Source organism: Roseiflexus castenholzii DSM 13941, from assembly GCF_000017805.1.
Classification (GTDB): Bacteria; Chloroflexota; Chloroflexia; order Chloroflexales; family Roseiflexaceae; genus Roseiflexus; species Roseiflexus castenholzii.
In genome coordinates, this window is record NC_009767.1 from 5,592,078 (window position 1) to 5,607,904 (window position 15,827).

Consider the following 15,827-nt stretch of genomic DNA (forward strand, 5'->3'; position numbering starts at 1 on the left):
ACACGCAGCAGTAGCCGACTAGTCGCGGAACAGGAGGTCAATCGTATCTTCCATCGAAGTGCGGAACGACGAGCCGAGCACATCGTCGCGCGCCTTTTGTTGTTCGCGCACACGCTCGAGAACCACACTCAAATCATCGGTGGCTTTCTTCGTCAGCACCTTCACCAGACCGATGTGCGTTCCCTTGTTGAAGATAATGCACAGTATCCACTGATCTTCGATCAGCGAAATGAAGATATTCTCGCGCACACCCTGCGTAAACAACTGGCGGAAGTCCTTCTCGCGCAACAGCTTGGCCACCTCGCGCGAGGAAGCAAACGTGCCGGCGATCAACGCTCCCAGGGCGGTAATATCCTGGCGTGCAGCGTCGCCCTGTGCCGTGATCACCTGGCCACTCTTATCGAGAAGCAAGACGTAATTGCCACCGGTATCTTCGGCAAGGCGCACCAGGCATTCTTCGATGACTTTGATCTCTTCGGCTGGAACGATCTGACTCGTAAGTTGTGGATCCATGCGGCTCTCCACTCTGCGTGCGGCGGCTTGCACCGGGACAGGCATGTGCAGACTGTGCACCCGCCCTACCTTCCGCTATTATAGCATACCGCTTGTATCGCAGACGGACCGCTGCGCCTGCTGCCATGCACGGACGCGCGGCGCGTCTGCTGCAGTCTATTCCCCATTATACTACACTGTTGCATACCGGAACGTGATCGAAGCAGTAGCGACGTGATTGCAGCATCGCTACATTTGGCGCGTTATACCAATGACGATTGACGATGCCGCATGCTTGTCATTCCGAGCGCAGCGACTGGTCATTCCGAGCGCAGCGACTGGTCATTCCGAGCGCAGCGACTGGTCATTCCGAGCGCAGCGACTGGTCATTCCGAGCGCAGCGACTGGTCATTCCGAGCGCAGCGACTGGTCATTCCGAGCGCAGCGACTGGTCATTCCGAGCGCAGCGACTGGTCATTCCGAGCGCAGCGAGGAATCTAAGCGGGTCGCGCAAGACCCTCGCGCTGATCGGGGTGACCATGCCGGATGTTCGCAGGTCATTGGTATTACGCTTCGCTCTCATTGCGCTCACGTTCTTTGGGAGGGCGCCCTGTCCGAATATTGCGCAGCGATTGGATGGTGGCTGCCAGCGCCCGATCCGCCCACCCGTAGATCGTCGGGCGACTTTTACGCAGATCTTCAGCAATCTGAGTGACGTTGGTGCGGTACTCGGGATCGAACGTCGCCAGATTGATGCGCGCCGATGCAACGATCTGTAAAATCTCTTCCTCACTCAGGTCGTGTTCGCGGATGAGTTTCCTGGCTCGCTTGCTGCTCAGATCGAGTCGCATAGATGCGCACCTTTACGCTCGCGCCCTGTATCCATACGCTGGCGGGCAGGCTCGTGACGAATGGTTTGTATACTGTGATCATAGCATGAGGAAAACCGGATGTCCAGTGCTCTTTGTAAACAGTAATTGCCCGATCACCCGATGTCTGACGATGCGATAGAGCCTATCAGGTCGCGGCTCATGCCATGTCGCTTCGCCATGAAAATCACGTCGAAACGTGACGACATGTAAGGATTAACAGACTGTCGCGCTTTAATAAAACCTGCCCGCCAGCATGCCATGCTGGCGGGCAGAGGTCAGCGGTATCCTGCTCTGGCGGTATCAGTTGCTCGTCGGGTTGATCAGAATCCGGCGCGGCTTGACCTCCTCAGCCTTAGGGATCTCCAGGCGCAGGACGCCATTATTCAGCGTCGCTTTGATGGCATCAGCCTTGACTGAGCGCGGCAGGGCAACCTGGCGCTGGAAGGCGCCGTAACGCCGCTCGATGCGATGATAGTTGCGCTTCGTCTCCTGCGACTCTTGCTTGATTTCGCCCTTGATCGTCAGCAGGTTGTTCTCAACCGTCACCTCCAGGTCTTCAGGCTTGAGCCCAGGCACCGCCGCCTCGACCAGATAGGCGTCCTCGGTTTCGCTCAGGTCGAGCGCCGGAACGAAACCACCCCGCGCCAGATCGGGGCGCACGAAGCTTTCCTCGAACAACTGATTCATCGCCTCACGCAGGGTCATCATTTCCTGGAAGGGATCCCAGCGAGTCAGGTTTGTCATGGCGTTATCCTCCTTTTTTCCACATCTCCTGGATTACGTTGCGGGATGTGTTGTTGTTTTCTTGCTTCCGTTGAGCAGTATAGGCGATGTGTGTTAGAATGCCGTCTATGGAGCATTAGAACGATGTTAGACCGGTATGATCAACAGTTGCGGCAGCTTGAGTCGCTGCTGCGCGTCAGTCGCGCGATCACGGCGCAGCTCGATCTCACCAGTGTGCTCAATCTGGTCATCGAGGCGGCGGTCGATTTGCTTGCCGGCAGCTCCGGCTTGATTGCCCTGCGCGATGATGATGGCACGACGCGCATTTATGCGGCGTATGGACTGGCGCGCGAAATCTGGCCCGTGTTCGACGACCTGCTGGCGACGCCGCTTAGCGATCAGCAGGCGCTGGTGCATCGCCTGCGCGAAGCAGGCGCCAGCATCGGGCTGCCATTACGGCATGTCAGCGCGTTACCGCTGATGTTTCGCGGCGCGACGGTCGGGGTGATCTATGTCTTTCGCGCTGCGCTGAACGTCGAGTTTACTGCCGAAGAACATCAACTCCTGACCGCATTCGCCGATCAGGCGGCGATTGCGGTCTCGAATGCACGCCTGTTCCAGAGCGTCTTGCGTGAGAAACAACATCTTGATGCGCTGATCGAGAACAGCGCCGACGGCGTGATGATCCTCGATGAGCGCTGGCGCATTGCCACATTCAACCGTGCAATGGAACTGCTGACCGGTTGGAGCCGTGAGGAGGCGATCGGGCGCCCGTGCGCCGAGGTGCTGGCTATCCACACGCCGCAAGGCGCCAATCTCTGCCTTACCGATTGCCCGTTGCAACGGCAACCGTTCGAGCCTAATCCGGTCGCCGAGGGGTGGATCACCACACGGGACGGACGGCGTCTCTACATCCAGAGTCGCTACGCAGCACAACGCAGCCCGCAGGGCGCGTTTCTTGGCGCCATCGCCAACGTGCGTGATGTCACCGAGCAGAAGATCGAAGCTGAGATGCAGAACACCTTCATTTCAGTCATCTCGCACGAATTGCGCACACCGGTCAGCATTATTAAAGGATACGCCGAGACGCTGGCGCGCCAGGATGCGGCATGGGACGCAGCGACTCTCCGTGAAGGACTGGCCGTTATCATCGAAGAGGCGGATCGCCTGGCGCAGCAGATCAACACGCTGCTGGAAGCCTCCCGTTTACAGACCGACAGTATGCGCCTCGAGTTGAGCGACTGGTCGGTACGCCCTCTGGTGGAGCGCGTGGTCGAACGCTTCGCACCACAGGCAGGCGACCGGTTCACGTTCCAGATCGACATTCCCGACGACTTTCCGCCAGTCCATGCCGATTATGAGCGGACCCGCACCGTGGTGGAGAATCTGATCAGCAACGCGATTAAGTACAGCCCGAACGGTGGGTTGATACGCATCACGGCGCGGGTGAGCGGCGATTTTGCGATTATCTCGGTGAGCGATCAGGGTATTGGCATACCGCTCGAAGAGCAGAAAAAACTCTTTCGCCGCTTCTATCGCGTCGATAACCGCCTGCGGCGTGAAACGCAAGGAGCAGGATTGGGGTTGTTCCTGTCGCGCGTTATTGTTGAAGCGCAGGGTGGGCGAATCTGGGTCGATAGCCGACCGGGGCGCGGGTCGCGCTTTTCGTTTACTGTGCCGCTGGCAACGCCAATGCTGAGCGATCAGATGGCGTCGGGTGAGATCGAAACTGCCACATCTGTCGATCATCCTGAGTCAACCGTAGTAACGCTTCCACGGATGGAACCGCCGCTGCTCGAGGATCATGAACGTTAAGGAAAGTACGCAGATGTCAGAACTCAAAGACAAGCTGATCCTCGTCGTCGACGACGAGCCGCGCATGGTCAACTTTATGCGCATGAACCTGGAACTCGAAGGATGCCGGGTGGTCAGCGCCTCGAACGGGCGCGAAGCGCTGGAAAAGGTGCGCGACGAGATGCCCGACGTGGTGTTGCTCGATATTATGATGCCGGTGATGGATGGCTTTGAAACACTGCGCCGATTGCGACAGGCATCATCGGTGCCGGTGCTGGTACTGACAGCGAAAGATGACGAAGAGGATCGCATCAAAGGGCTGGAACTGGGCGCCGACGATTATATCGGCAAACCGTTCAGTCACCGGGAACTGGTCAGTCGCATTCGCGCGGTTCTACGGCGCCACTACACCCCGCCGCCGGCGCCACAGACGCTGGTCAAGGTCGATGATCGGCTCCAGATCGATTTCGCCCGGCGCGAGGTGCTGGTCAATGGCGAACGGGTCAACCTGCGCCCGACGGAGTACCGGCTGCTGTACCACCTGGTGCAAAATGCGGGGTATGTGATGACCCACGAGCAACTGTTGAGTAAGGTGTGGGGACCTGAGTATCGCGACGAGACGCATTATTTGAGACTATACATCACCTATCTGCGGCAGAAGATCGAGGAAGACCCGGCAAATCCAAAATATATCCTGACCGAACGCGGCATCGGGTATCGTTTCGTCGATTTCAAGCGCGAGGGGCACGGATGAGGCATGCGGCGGGAGGCGAGCGGCGAGAGGGGGGCGAGGCGAGAGGGGCGAGGCGAGGGGCGGGAGGCGAGAGGCGAGAGGGGGCGAGGGGAGAGGGTCCCGACAAGGGCGTAGCGCGAGATTTATCTCGCATTTGTGGAGAGGGGCGAGGCGAGAGGTGCGAGGGGAGAGGGGCCGACAAGGGCGTAGCGCGAGATTTATCTCGCATTTGTGGAGAGGAGCGAGGCGAGAGGGGCGAGGCGAGAGGGGCGAGGCGAGGGGCGGGAGGCGAGCGGCGAGAGGGGGCGAGGGGAGAGGGTCCCGACAAGGGCGTAGCGCGAGATTTATCTCGCATTGGTGGAGAGGAGCGAGGGGAGAGGGGCGAGGAGCGAGGGGAGAGGGGCGAGGGGAGAGGGACCGACAAGGGCGTAGCGCGAGATTTATCTCGCATTTGTGGAGAGGGGAGGGGGGAGAGGAGCGAGGGCCCGACAAGGGCGTAGCGCGAGATTTATCTCGCATTTGTGGGGAAGAGCGAGGGGAGAGGGGAGAGGGGAGAGGAGCGAGGGGAGAGGGGAGAGGGGCGAGGGGAGAGGGACCGACAAGGGCGTAGCGCGAGATTTATCTCGCATTTGTGGAGAGGAGCGAGGGGAGAGGGGAGAGGCGGGAGGCGAGCGGCGAGAGGCGGGAGGTAAGAGGCGAGCGGCGAGGAGCGAGGGGAGAGGGCCCGACAAGGGCGTAGCGCGAGATTTATCTCGCATTGGTGGAGAAGAGCGAGGGGAGAGGGGAGAGGAGCGAGGGTCCCGACAAGGGCGTAGCGCGAGATTTATCTCGCATTTGTGGAGAGGAGCGAGGGGAGAGGGGAGAGGAGCGAGGGTCCCGACAAGGGCGTAGCGCGAGATTTATCTCGCATTTGTGGAGAGGAGCGAGGGGAGAGGGGAGAGGAGCGAGGGTCCCGACAAGGGCGTAGCGCGAGATTTATCTCGCATTTGCGGGGAGGGGCGAGGCGAGCGGCGGGAGGCGAGAGGTGAGAGGCGCGAGGCGAGCAGCGCGCAGTCAGCGGCGCGCGGCAAGAGGGTTGCAGGTTCCAGGTGGGAAAGGCTCTTCTAACCCCTAACCCCCTAACCTGTCAGTTCTCGGGTCTCAGTTCTTAGTTCTTCTTTCCCAAACAACACTCCCCGCCGGATCACGATGACGCCGAACAAACCAGCCTGTTCGACCACGACAACATGGCGCTTCCACAATTCCAGGACCGCCCAGAACGCAACGACGATCTCGACACGGTGTGCGGCAAGCGCGATCATCTCCTCGAATGCAACCCATGGACGCTCCTGTAAGTATGAACGAATGCGATCGATCATCTCGCCGACCGTGACCATTTTTGGCGCAGGCAGTGTCATCGGCGGCGGATCGAGCGGCAGCATCAATTGCATACGACGCTGCATGGCAGCAATCAGATCGGCGATGGTATGGTCGAGCCGCGCGGGGCGGGGCGCCGGTGGCATAGCGAGCCGTGGATACATACGCTGGCCCTCGGAGCGTCGCAGGAGCGCCGCCAACCGCCTGAAACGCTGATACTCCTGCAATTGACGCACCAACGATTCGCCTTCGTCGTCGGGTTCCTGATCGCTGATAATCGAGGGACGCGGCAATAACGCCCGTGACTTCAACAGCATCAGACGTGCGGCCACAACCAGAAACGCCGAGAGCGACGCCGGATCCGGCGCGTCCATCGTGCGCACGTGGGCAAGATACTGATCGGCGACGTGCGCCAGCGCCACGCCGGTCACATCGAGTTCTTCGCGTTCGATCAGACGCAACAGCAGATCGAGAGGACCTTCAAAGATCGGTAGGGTAACGGTGTAATCGATTGGTTCGATGAACATGGCCGCTCAGTTTGCATCATCTGCTGCGCGGAGCGCCTGTGCGCATGGCGTGGCACGCTGCTCTGCATAGTCGCGCAGAATCCGCACGACATCGGGATGACTGCCCACCGATTCGGCATAGGCAACACTGCGCTTTTCGTGGGAGGCATGGAGCGCAAATGGATAGAGCACGCCGCGTCCATTACGCGCTGCGCGTTCATACCAGCCGGGGGCATGGTGTTGGAGCAGGACAATCAAACCATAGTAAAGCAGAGGAATTGCCCGGCCCTCCTCATCGACTTTCCCGCAATCGTGGAGCAATGCCGCTTGCAAAAGATACGGGTTGGTATGACCTGTTCGCACCAATGTGTGATAGACATCGAGACTATGGCGCTGAACGAACCGCGGCATCCGCTCGAAGAGCAGCAGTTGCGGGTCGCTCAGCGCGCGAACCAGGAGCACACGTTCTTCCAGATGAATGACAGCGATAAGGGCTGAGATGAACTGCCGAGTCCTGTAGAACCACCGTTGTCGTGACGACAATGGGCATCCTCCCGCCAGTTCGTCGCTTGCCTATATGATCTCATCAATCTGCGCTGCCAGGTCGAAATCCTTGCCGGTCAAACCACCTGCATCATGCGTGGACAGGCTCAGCGTTACTTTGCGCCAGCGGATGTCGATGTCGGGATGATGCCCTGCGGCTTCTGCAAGAAACGCAACATTGACGACAAATGCAATCGCAGAAGGAAACGAGGGGAGTTGAAAAGTTTTCCGAATCTCGTTCCCCTGCCGAGTCCATCCGGTCAGGTCGCCGAGTCGCTCTTCGATCTCGGCATCGTTCAGTAGGGCTGCCATGAACACACTCCTTACGTACACACACGATGCGAAACGATCGCTTCGATCATCTCGCATCCTCCGTTTTCAGCACACACGTCCCACGAGAAACTCCCAGAAACAGCACATAGCGCTCCAAAGCGCCATGCGCCATTCACAGTATACCAGGAGTTGTATCAAACGGGGGCATTGGCGAAAACAGCGATGCCATACAGGGGAAGGCTCCTGATAACAAGTCCCGTCAATTGCCCCAAACACAGCGCCCCCCTGTTGCACAACGACAGAGGGGCGCATGCATCGGAGGTCGGTTCAATCGAGGTAACCGCGCAACTTCTTGCCAAGGTGGGGATGGCGCAATTTCCGCAGCGCCACGGCTTCGATCTGCCGGATGCGCTCGCGGGTGATGCCAAATTCCATACCGACTTCTTCCAGTGTGCGGTAACGACCATCCTTCAGCCCATAGCGCAACTGAATAATCTTCCGTTCCCGTTCAGGGAGTTTTTGCAGCACCTCTTCGAGTTGCTCGCGCAGCATCGATGCAGCTGCAGCTTCAGCCGGGGTCGAGATACGATCATCTTCGATAAAGTCGCCCATACGGCCCTCGCCTTCCTGCCCAACCGGCATTTCCAGCGATAGCGGGTGCATCGAGGCTTCGAGCGTGCGACGCACCTTCGTCGAACTGATGCCCATCGCATCGGCGATCTCTTCCGGTGTCGGTTCGCGCTGCATCATCTGCTGAAGTTTATGCGAGGCGCGCTTGACCTGACTAATCGCCTCACCCATATGCACCGGCAGGCGGATGGTGCGGCTTTGATCGGCGATGGCGCGCGTGATCGCCTGGCGAATCCACCAGGTGGCGTAGGTAGAGAACTTGTGCCCCTTGGTATAGTCGAACTTTTCGACTGCACGCATAAGTCCGATATTGCCTTCCTGCACCAGGTCCATCATCGTCAGACCATACGACGTATATTTTTTGGCGATCGAGACGACCAGACGCAGATTGGCCTGGATCAGGTGCTGACGCGCTTCATTCCCCTGTGCAACCTGCTGTTCGTACATCATCCGTTCCTGCCAGGAGCTATACTCCTCGCACTCAAGCGCGCGCCGGGCGCGATGCCCGGCCTCCATCGCCTTTGCCAGCATCACTTCCTGCTCTGCCGACAACAATGGCACCTGACCAATCTCCTGTAAATACATCCGAACCGGATCATCGAGCGCCACATCGGTCAGGTCCGGCATTTCCGCCAGCAATTCATCATCGCCGACCGCGCCGTGGTCGCTCATATCGAGCGGGGTCTCGACCACCCGAATGCCTTCCGCCTGCAATGAAGCGTACAATTGATCAACATCGGCAACGTGATATTCGGGTTGGGGAAGCGCTTCAAGAATTTCGTTATAGGTGAGGAACCCGCGTGTGCGCCCAATGTCGAGGAGGTATTCGAGCGTTTGCGCCCACGCCTGCCGTGTCTGCTCCACGATCTCGGTGGTCATGGATCTGCCTTCTTGCATTGACTTCACTGGTGGCCACGCAGAGGCGAACGCCCTGCGGGGCCGTGCGAATAACAACGGTTCTATGAATGCGTCATTTGGCAACAAGACGGGGCTAAGAGTGAACGACTCTAAGCCCCCAACTTCATTGCCTGACCAGAACGCGAGCCTGGCGTTCTGTTGTTTCTTGCGCTACTATACATTAGCAGGTGGTTAAAGTCAACCCCTTTATCCACTGATGTTATAAACACTTTGTCCACATTCTCCACACGCACGACTGTTCGCTATGCCGGATTGACCGGTCAGGCCGGTCGAACCGGGTTCTCATCTGCGCATTGTTCACGACGGAAGCACTGCGCATGCAGAGATGCAGCAAGAAGCGATGGGATATTATAATAGGAGCGAGTTACAACGCCACAGATGGGACTGCATTGCATGAATTTCTTCGAGTCGCTGGACACTGCCGCCTGGCGCAATCAGAGCCGGTTGTGCGTCGGGTTGGACCCGGAGCCTGCGCGCATGCCGGATTGTCTGCCGAAAGACGCCGAGGGCATCTATACCTTTTGTGCTGCCATTATGGACGCCACTGTCGACCTGGTTTGCGCATACAAGCCGAACGTCGCCTTCTTCGAGGCGCACGGCGCAGCCGGCTGGTCGGCGCTCGAACGTCTTGTCAAGCGCCGACCGGGACCGCCGCTCATTCTCGATGCCAAGCGTGGCGATATCGGTTCGACGGCGGAAGCATATGCGCGATCCGTGTTCACCACACTCGGCGCCGATGCGGTGACGCTGAGTCCGTATCTCGGCAGCGACGCACTCGAACCATTTCTGCGGCATGCTGATCGCGGATGTTTCATCCTCTGCAAAACGTCGAACCCCGGCAGCGGCGATCTCCAGGATGCACGGCTGGCGGATGGGCGTCCGTTGTATCTGGCGGTTGCCGAGATGGCGCGCGACTGCTGGAATATGCGCGGCAATGTGGGGCTGGTCGTTGGGGCCACACATCCTGCGGCGCTGGCAGACATCCGGCGCGCCTGCCCGGATATGCTGATCCTGGCGCCGGGGGTCGGAGCGCAAGGCGGCGACCTGGAAGCAACCGTGCGCGCCGCCGCAGCGGGCGACGATCCGCGGTTGATCGTCAATGTGTCGCGCACCGTGCTGTACGCCGATCGCGGAGCAAACTTCGCTGCGGCGGCGCGCACAGCAGCCCGTCAACTGCGCGACGCCATCAACGCTGCGCTCCGTGCTGTGTGATGGTATAATGCCTCGAATGGAACATCTGCAAAGAGAGGACCCGCTATGGCGCGGGGGAATGGCATCGAGCGCGTGGTCGCCGATAATCGTAAGGCGCGCCACGATTATTTCATCGAAGAAACCTACGAAGCCGGAGTTGTGCTGACCGGCAGTGAGATCAAGTCTATTCGCGCCGGTCAGGTGAATCTGCGCGGCGGATATGTGCGCATCGTCAACGGCGAAGCATGGTTGTACGACGTACACATCGCACCGTATGAGCAGTCGGGGAAGTATTTTAATCACGAGCCGACCCGACCGCGCAAATTGCTGTTGCATCGGCGCGAGATTTCCCGCATTGCCGGGCAGGTCGAGCGACAGGGATATACGCTGGTGCCGCTGCGTCTGTATTTACGCGGATCGCGCGCAAAAGTCGAGATCGGGCTGGCGCGCGGGAAGAAGTTGTACGACAAACGCGAAGACATCGCGCGCCGTGAGGCACGCCGCACTATTGATCGCGCACTCAAGGAACGAGCGCGCCACTAACTGCGTCAGGATGTCTGTTCGTGTTCCTGGCGGCTCGGTCGTCCCAGCGGATCGAACGACGGGTCCTGGAAACAGTATCCGATACCGCGCACTGTGCGGATCAACACGGGATTGGCGGGATCGGGCTCGAGTTTTTCGCGCAGCCAACGCACGTGAACGTCAATCGTCCGGTTTGATCCGAGGAAATCGTTCCCCCAGACGCGCTCGAGGAGCAGATCGCGCGATAACGCCACTCCCGCGTTGTGCATCAGGCAGGCGAGGAGATCGAACTCTTTCTGCGAGAGTTCGACTTCGCGATCCTGATACCAGACGCGCCGGCTGTTGCGATCCAGTTGCACCGGACCAATGCTGAGTACGTTGGAGGTCGGCGCCTGTCGTTGACGCTCGTTCCAGCGCAGAATTGCCCGCACACGCGCCAGCAACTCGCCCATACTGAATGGCTTCACCACATAGTCGATAGCGCCAAGTTCCAACCCGGCGATACGATGCGCTTCGTCGTGCAGCGCGGTCAGCAGCACGATAGGAATGGCGGTCTCTTTCGCCACTGCACGACAGACCGAAAACCCGTCAATCCCCGGCAACATCACATCGAGAATGATAAGATCAGGACGAACCTGCCGCACCATCTCCAGTCCGGTCAGCCCGTCGGCAGCCGTGGTCACCTGAAAGCCAGCCCGCTCAAAGTTGTAGGAGAGCGTTTCGAGCAGAACGCTATCATCTTCGACCAGGAGTATTGTTGTCATGTCTCTACTCTAGCGAATGAGCATTAACGTTCTGTTATACCACGGTTAAACTCACGCGGAGTTTTATCAACCTTCATAATGATCACATCTTCGCAACATACCTGATGCAATATTGCTTACAAACGCGCCCGGTCGGTTCTCTATAATCGATGACAAGAATTTGGAACTTGGCTCATCGAAAGAGGCGTTTGTATGGCTCAGATTCCCCCCACCATGCAGCGTGCGGTCCGTGGTGACAAGAACCCACTCGATGTCATCGAACAGAGTCTGCGCAATGCCATTTTTGGCCAGGAGCGCGCAATTGAGGCGATTATCCGGGTGCTCAATCGAGCGCGATTTGGTTTCGCAGCAGGCAACGCGCGCCGCCCGCGCGCCACGTTGCTCTTTCTTGGTCCCACCGGCGTTGGTAAGACCGAAACGGCGCGCCGACTGGCGCAGTTGTTGCGGCCCGATGGCGAAGCATTTCTCAAGATCGACTGTTCGCTCTTCTCACAGGGGCATGAGGTATCGGCGCTGGTTGGCGCGCCGCCGTCGTATGTCGGGCGCGATCAGAAACCGTTGCTGAACCCCGACATTATCGAACAGGAAAACAGCGTCGTCCTCTTCGATGAGATCGAAAAAGGTCAGCCGGAATTGTGGAATCTGCTGCTTCAGATCATGGAAGATGGCGAAATCTTGTTGCTGAACGGCGGACGGCGTGTGTCGTTCAGTAACAGTGTGGTCATTCTCACCACGAACGTCGGCGCCAAGGAGATGGTCGACTTTCTCGATCAGCGCACCATCGGCTTTCGCACATCGCGTCAGGACGTGGAGGCGACCGGACGGCAGATCTATCAGATCGGGTTCGAGGCGCTCCAAAAAGTCTTTCAGCCGGAATGGATCAATCGCATTGATGAGATCGTCGCCTTCCGCCCGCTGTCGAGTGAGGTGTTACGGCAGGTGCTCGACCGGATGGTGAAGGAAGCGAATCAGCAGTATCAGCGCCATGGCATCCACGTCACATTGACTGAGGAGGCGTGCGAGTATGTGCTGCGCAAGGGGTTCGAGCCGCGATTTGGCGCCCGCCCGCTCCGTCAGCAACTCCTCAAACTGATCGAAGCGCCGCTCGCCGATCTGATGGCGTCTGGCGGCATCCCAGCCGGTAGCCGGGTGCTCGTCGTGGCCACCGGAATAGACCGCCATGGCGAAGCGCTGGAGTTTTACCACGAGCCGGCGCCGGAACTGCTTGTGCAGGCGCAGGAACTGCGCGCCGCCGAGGTGGGACGTTCAATGAGCGACGGTCCGCAGCAACCGAGCGTTGGTCTAACGACTGACCACGGGCATACCATGGAGCACTCCGCCGGTCCGTTCGGCGCCCGCGGGCCACGCGCCACGCCGCGCCGCAACGACGAGCGACGTTGAGGCGTCACCACGAAGACACAGAGCACACAGAGGGGCTTCATTCGTGCGATGTCGCCACGCTCTCTGCGCCTCTGTGGTTACTGCCCGGTTGCGAAAACGCTGAGGGGTTACCACAGAGACACAGAGGACACAGAGAGGCTTCATTCGTGCGATGTCGCCACGCTCTCTGCGCCTCTGTGGTTACTGCCCGGTTGCGAAAACGCTGAGGGGTTACCACAGAGACACAGAGGACACAGAGAGGCTTCATTCGTGCGATGTCGCCACGCTCTCTGCGCCTCTGTGGTTACTGCCCGGTTGCGAAAACGCTGAGGGGTTACCACAGAGACACAGAGCACACAGAGGGGCTTCATTCGTGCGATGTCGCCACGCTCTCTGCGCCTCTGTGGTTACTGCCCGGTTGCGAAAACGCTGAGGGGTTACCACAGAGACACAGAGGACACAGAGAGGCTTCATTCGTGCGATGTCGCCACGCTCTCTGCGCCTCTGTGGTTACTGCCCGGTTGCGAAAACGCTGAGGGGTTACCACAGAGACACAGAGGACACAGAGAGGCTTCATTCGTGCGATGTCGCCACGCTCTCTGCGCCTCTGGCAGTTAAGACGCTGCATGGCAAAGGAGTTATCATGCCAGACGTGCAAGACCTGAACCCGATTACTGAGGCTATCATCGGTGCGGCTATCAATGTTCATCGTACTCTCGGTCCCGGTCTGCTGGAGTCCGCCTATGAGACCTGTCTGGTTCATGAATTATTGCAACTCGGTCTGCATGTCGAACAACAAAAGCCTCTGCCGATCGTGTACAAAGGCATCCGTCTGAATTGCGGCTATCGCCTGGATATTGTAGTGAACGAGGCAGTCATCGTCGAACTCAAGACGGTTGAGCACCTGTTACCCATTCACGAAGCGCAGTTGCTATCATATCTCAAACTTTCAGGATGTCGAGTCGGGTTGCTGATTAACTTCAACGTACCAGTGCTCAAAAAAGGCATCCGTCGGATGGTGCGGTAAACAGGAAATATCACCACAGAGACACAGAGCGCACCGAGGGAAGGAAGTTCTTGACATGTCGCTGTCTCTGTGCTCGCTGTGTCTCTGTGGTAAACAGGAAATATCACCACAGAGACACAGAGCGCACCGAGGGAAGGAAGTTCTTGACATGTCGCTGTCTCTGTGCTCGCTGTGTCTTTGCGGTAAACAGGAAATATCACCACAGAGACACAGAGCGCACCGAGGGAAGGAAGTTCTTGACATGTCGCTGTCTCTGTGTTCTCTGTGTCTTTGCGGTAAACAGGAAATATCACCACAGAGACACAGAGCGCACCGAGGGAAGGAAGTTCTTGACATGTCGCTGTCTCTGTGTTCTCTGTGTCTCTGTGGTTCATACTCCATCCCCATCATTCCACGATCTGCCCGTCGCGCAGTTGATAGACGATATCGGCGAAATCGAAGATCGTCCGGTCGTGGGTTGCCATGATCAGGGTCACGCCTTCGGTGCGCACAATGGTGCGCAGCAGCGTGAGCAGATTCCGCCCTGTCGTCGAGTCGAGTTCACCGGTTGGCTCATCTGCCAGCAGGAGGCGCGGGCGCGATACGAGTGCGCGGGCAATAGCAACCCGTTGCTGTTGCCCGCCCGACATTTCAGCAGGACGGTGCGTTGCCCACCGTTCGAGACCGACCAGCGCCAGCGCCGCCTCGGCGCGCTGCCGCCGCTCACGACCGGAACGCACCCCCGCGATCCGCAGCGGCATCTCGACATTCTCCCATGCTGAGAGAATCGGGAGCAGGGCGAACGATTGAAAGATGAACCCGATCTTCTCGCGGCGCAGCAGCGTTAATTGATCCTGATCCATGCCGTTCAACACCTGCCCGAAGAGCGCAACTTCCCCTTCCGTCGGCTGATCGAGCCCGCCGATCATGTTGAGGAGCGTCGTTTTCCCAGAGCCGGAGCGCCCCATAAGCGCCACAAACGCGCCCTCCTCAACGGTCAGGTTCACATGGCGCAGCGCGAGCACCCGTTCGTTATTGACCATATAGGCGCGCGTGACATTGGTGACGCGCACCGCAGGGATGGGAACAGCGGTTGACATAGCAGTATCAGGCAAAGGTCACGACCGTCGGCGTTGCAGAAGGTTCATCCATTTTTTGATGCCGCGCGGTTTTTCCGGCGGCGGCTCGTCCGGTTCGGTCAGGCGTTTGACCGTCGGCGCAGCGCCAGCGACCGGGCGCAACACCAAACCTTCGGGTGTCTCTTCCATACGAATGCGATCGCCAATGTTGTAGCGTTCGCGGATTTCCTTCGGAATTTGCAGGCGCCCGGCGGAGTCGAGCATGACCAGTTCCTCGAAGACATGCGCACGCGCTGCGCCATCGCCATTCGCCGGGTCGGCGGCTTCTGTCTCCACGCGCCGGGTTTCGCTGCTGGTCTTGCCATCGCGGATCGCCACCACGCGATCAACAAAACGCGCGATGTTCGGATCATGCGAGACGATCACGACGGTCAGACCATAGGTGCGGTTCAGTTCGTGAAATATCTCGAAGATGGTCTCAGCGGTGTGGGAGTCGAGCTCACCGGTCGGCTCGTCGCCAAGGAGGAGCGCCGGACGGTTGGCGAGAGCGATGGCTATAGCAACTCGCTGCTGTTCGCCGCCGGAGAGTTGCGCCAGGCGATGGTTGCGCCGGTGGGAAAGCCCGACTGCATCGATCAGTTCACCGGCCCACTCACGGCGCTCGCGCGCGCCGACCCCCGCCATAATCATCGGCAGTTCGACATTTTGCTCGACGTTCAGGTATGGAATCAGATTGCGCGCCTTTTGCTGCCACACAAAACCGACATACTGGCGGCGGTAGCGGTCGAGTTGCGCATCGCTGAGCTTCAACAGGTCATTGCCGGCGACGATGACCCTGCCGGCGGAGGGGCGATCCAGACCGCCGAGGACGTTGAGCAGGGTCGTTTTGCCGCTGCCGCTCGCGCCGACCAGCGCCATCACTTCACCGGGTTGCACCGTCAGGTCGAGACCCTGGAGCGCGACGATCTCAATCTCGTCGAGTTTGTAGATCTTGACCAGGTTTTCGCAGAGGATTAGCGGTTCGCTCATAACTACTCATATGGAA

Annotated in this window: 16 protein-coding genes; 6 read left to right on the forward strand and 10 right to left on the reverse strand. The window is 59.0% G+C overall.

Annotated elements, in window-relative coordinates:
- Positions 1-18: 18 nt before the first annotated feature.
- The 3 genes from RCAS_RS22475 to RCAS_RS22490 form a co-directional block, all read right to left on the reverse strand.
- Positions 19-513 carry a roadblock/LC7 domain-containing protein gene (locus tag RCAS_RS22475; protein ID WP_041331273.1) on the reverse strand — a complete coding sequence of 165 codons (495 nt, stop codon included), beginning with the start codon at positions 511-513 and terminating at the stop codon, positions 19-21.
- A 545-nt stretch (positions 514-1,058) separates the two neighbouring features.
- Entirely contained in the window at positions 1,059-1,343 is a 285-nt protein-coding gene (locus tag RCAS_RS22485; protein WP_012122786.1) for a helix-turn-helix domain-containing protein, read from the reverse strand.
- A gap of 321 nt (positions 1,344-1,664) precedes the next feature.
- Entirely contained in the window at positions 1,665-2,108 is a 444-nt protein-coding gene (locus RCAS_RS22490) for an Hsp20/alpha crystallin family protein (protein ID WP_012122787.1), read from the reverse strand.
- A gap of 123 nt (positions 2,109-2,231) precedes the next feature.
- Here RCAS_RS22490 and RCAS_RS22495 point away from each other — a divergent pair, with 123 nt between their 5' ends.
- Together RCAS_RS22495 and RCAS_RS22500 are read left to right on the forward strand one after the other, a co-directional pair.
- Positions 2,232-3,902 (forward strand): ATP-binding protein, encoded by a 1,671-nt coding sequence (locus RCAS_RS22495; protein ID WP_012122788.1) that lies wholly within the window; start codon positions 2,232-2,234, stop codon positions 3,900-3,902.
- 13 nt (positions 3,903-3,915) lie between these two features.
- Positions 3,916-4,635, forward strand: coding sequence for a response regulator transcription factor (locus RCAS_RS22500; protein WP_012122789.1), 720 nt, complete (start codon positions 3,916-3,918; stop codon positions 4,633-4,635).
- 1,097 nt (positions 4,636-5,732) lie between these two features.
- On the opposite strand, the gene RCAS_RS22510 is transcribed toward RCAS_RS22500, so the two are convergent.
- The 4 genes from RCAS_RS22510 to rpoD all read right to left on the reverse strand — a co-directional run bounded on the left by RCAS_RS22510 (position 5,733) and on the right by rpoD (position 8,801).
- Positions 5,733-6,497: a segregation and condensation protein A gene (locus RCAS_RS22510; protein WP_012122790.1), complete on the reverse strand. Its 765-nt coding sequence runs from the start codon at positions 6,495-6,497 to the stop codon at positions 5,733-5,735.
- 6 nt (positions 6,498-6,503) lie between these two features.
- The gene (locus RCAS_RS22515) at positions 6,504-6,938 is read right to left on the reverse strand and encodes a hypothetical protein (RefSeq protein ID WP_232280101.1); all 435 of its coding nucleotides are present in this window, start codon (positions 6,936-6,938) and stop codon (positions 6,504-6,506) included.
- 111 nt (positions 6,939-7,049) lie between these two features.
- Positions 7,050-7,331: a 4a-hydroxytetrahydrobiopterin dehydratase gene (locus RCAS_RS22520; RefSeq protein ID WP_012122792.1), complete on the reverse strand. Its 282-nt coding sequence runs from the start codon at positions 7,329-7,331 to the stop codon at positions 7,050-7,052.
- 288 nt (positions 7,332-7,619) lie between these two features.
- Positions 7,620-8,801, reverse strand: a complete 1,182-nt coding sequence (gene rpoD, locus RCAS_RS22525; protein ID WP_049768875.1) for an RNA polymerase sigma factor RpoD — start codon at positions 8,799-8,801, stop codon at positions 7,620-7,622.
- A gap of 432 nt (positions 8,802-9,233) precedes the next feature.
- Here rpoD and pyrF point away from each other — a divergent pair, with 432 nt between their 5' ends.
- Entirely contained in the window at positions 9,234-10,052 is an 819-nt protein-coding gene (gene pyrF, locus RCAS_RS22530) for an orotidine-5'-phosphate decarboxylase (protein WP_012122794.1), read from the forward strand.
- Between the two features lie 45 nt (positions 10,053-10,097).
- Positions 10,098-10,574 carry an SsrA-binding protein SmpB gene (gene smpB, locus RCAS_RS22535; protein WP_012122795.1) on the forward strand — a complete coding sequence of 159 codons (477 nt, stop codon included), beginning with the start codon at positions 10,098-10,100 and terminating at the stop codon, positions 10,572-10,574.
- A gap of 5 nt (positions 10,575-10,579) precedes the next feature.
- On the opposite strand, the gene RCAS_RS22540 is transcribed toward smpB, so the two are convergent.
- Positions 10,580-11,317 carry a response regulator transcription factor gene (locus tag RCAS_RS22540; RefSeq protein ID WP_012122796.1) on the reverse strand — a complete coding sequence of 246 codons (738 nt, stop codon included), beginning with the start codon at positions 11,315-11,317 and terminating at the stop codon, positions 10,580-10,582.
- A gap of 192 nt (positions 11,318-11,509) precedes the next feature.
- Between RCAS_RS22540 and RCAS_RS22545 the strand changes: the two genes are divergently transcribed.
- Together RCAS_RS22545 and RCAS_RS22550 are read left to right on the forward strand one after the other, a co-directional pair.
- Positions 11,510-12,718, forward strand: coding sequence for an AAA family ATPase (locus tag RCAS_RS22545; protein ID WP_012122797.1), 1,209 nt, complete (start codon positions 11,510-11,512; stop codon positions 12,716-12,718).
- A 622-nt stretch (positions 12,719-13,340) separates the two neighbouring features.
- Positions 13,341-13,724, forward strand: coding sequence for a GxxExxY protein (locus tag RCAS_RS22550; protein WP_012122798.1), 384 nt, complete (start codon positions 13,341-13,343; stop codon positions 13,722-13,724).
- A 386-nt stretch (positions 13,725-14,110) separates the two neighbouring features.
- Here the strand turns inward: RCAS_RS22550 and RCAS_RS26110 are convergent, their stop codons facing one another.
- A complete protein-coding gene (locus RCAS_RS26110; RefSeq protein ID WP_012122799.1) occupies positions 14,111-14,803 on the reverse strand; it encodes an ABC transporter ATP-binding protein in 693 nt (230 codons plus the stop codon).
- Between the two features lie 18 nt (positions 14,804-14,821).
- Positions 14,822-15,811 (reverse strand): ATP-binding cassette domain-containing protein, encoded by a 990-nt coding sequence (locus RCAS_RS26115; RefSeq protein ID WP_012122800.1) that lies wholly within the window; start codon positions 15,809-15,811, stop codon positions 14,822-14,824.
- Positions 15,812-15,827 lie beyond the last annotated feature (16 nt).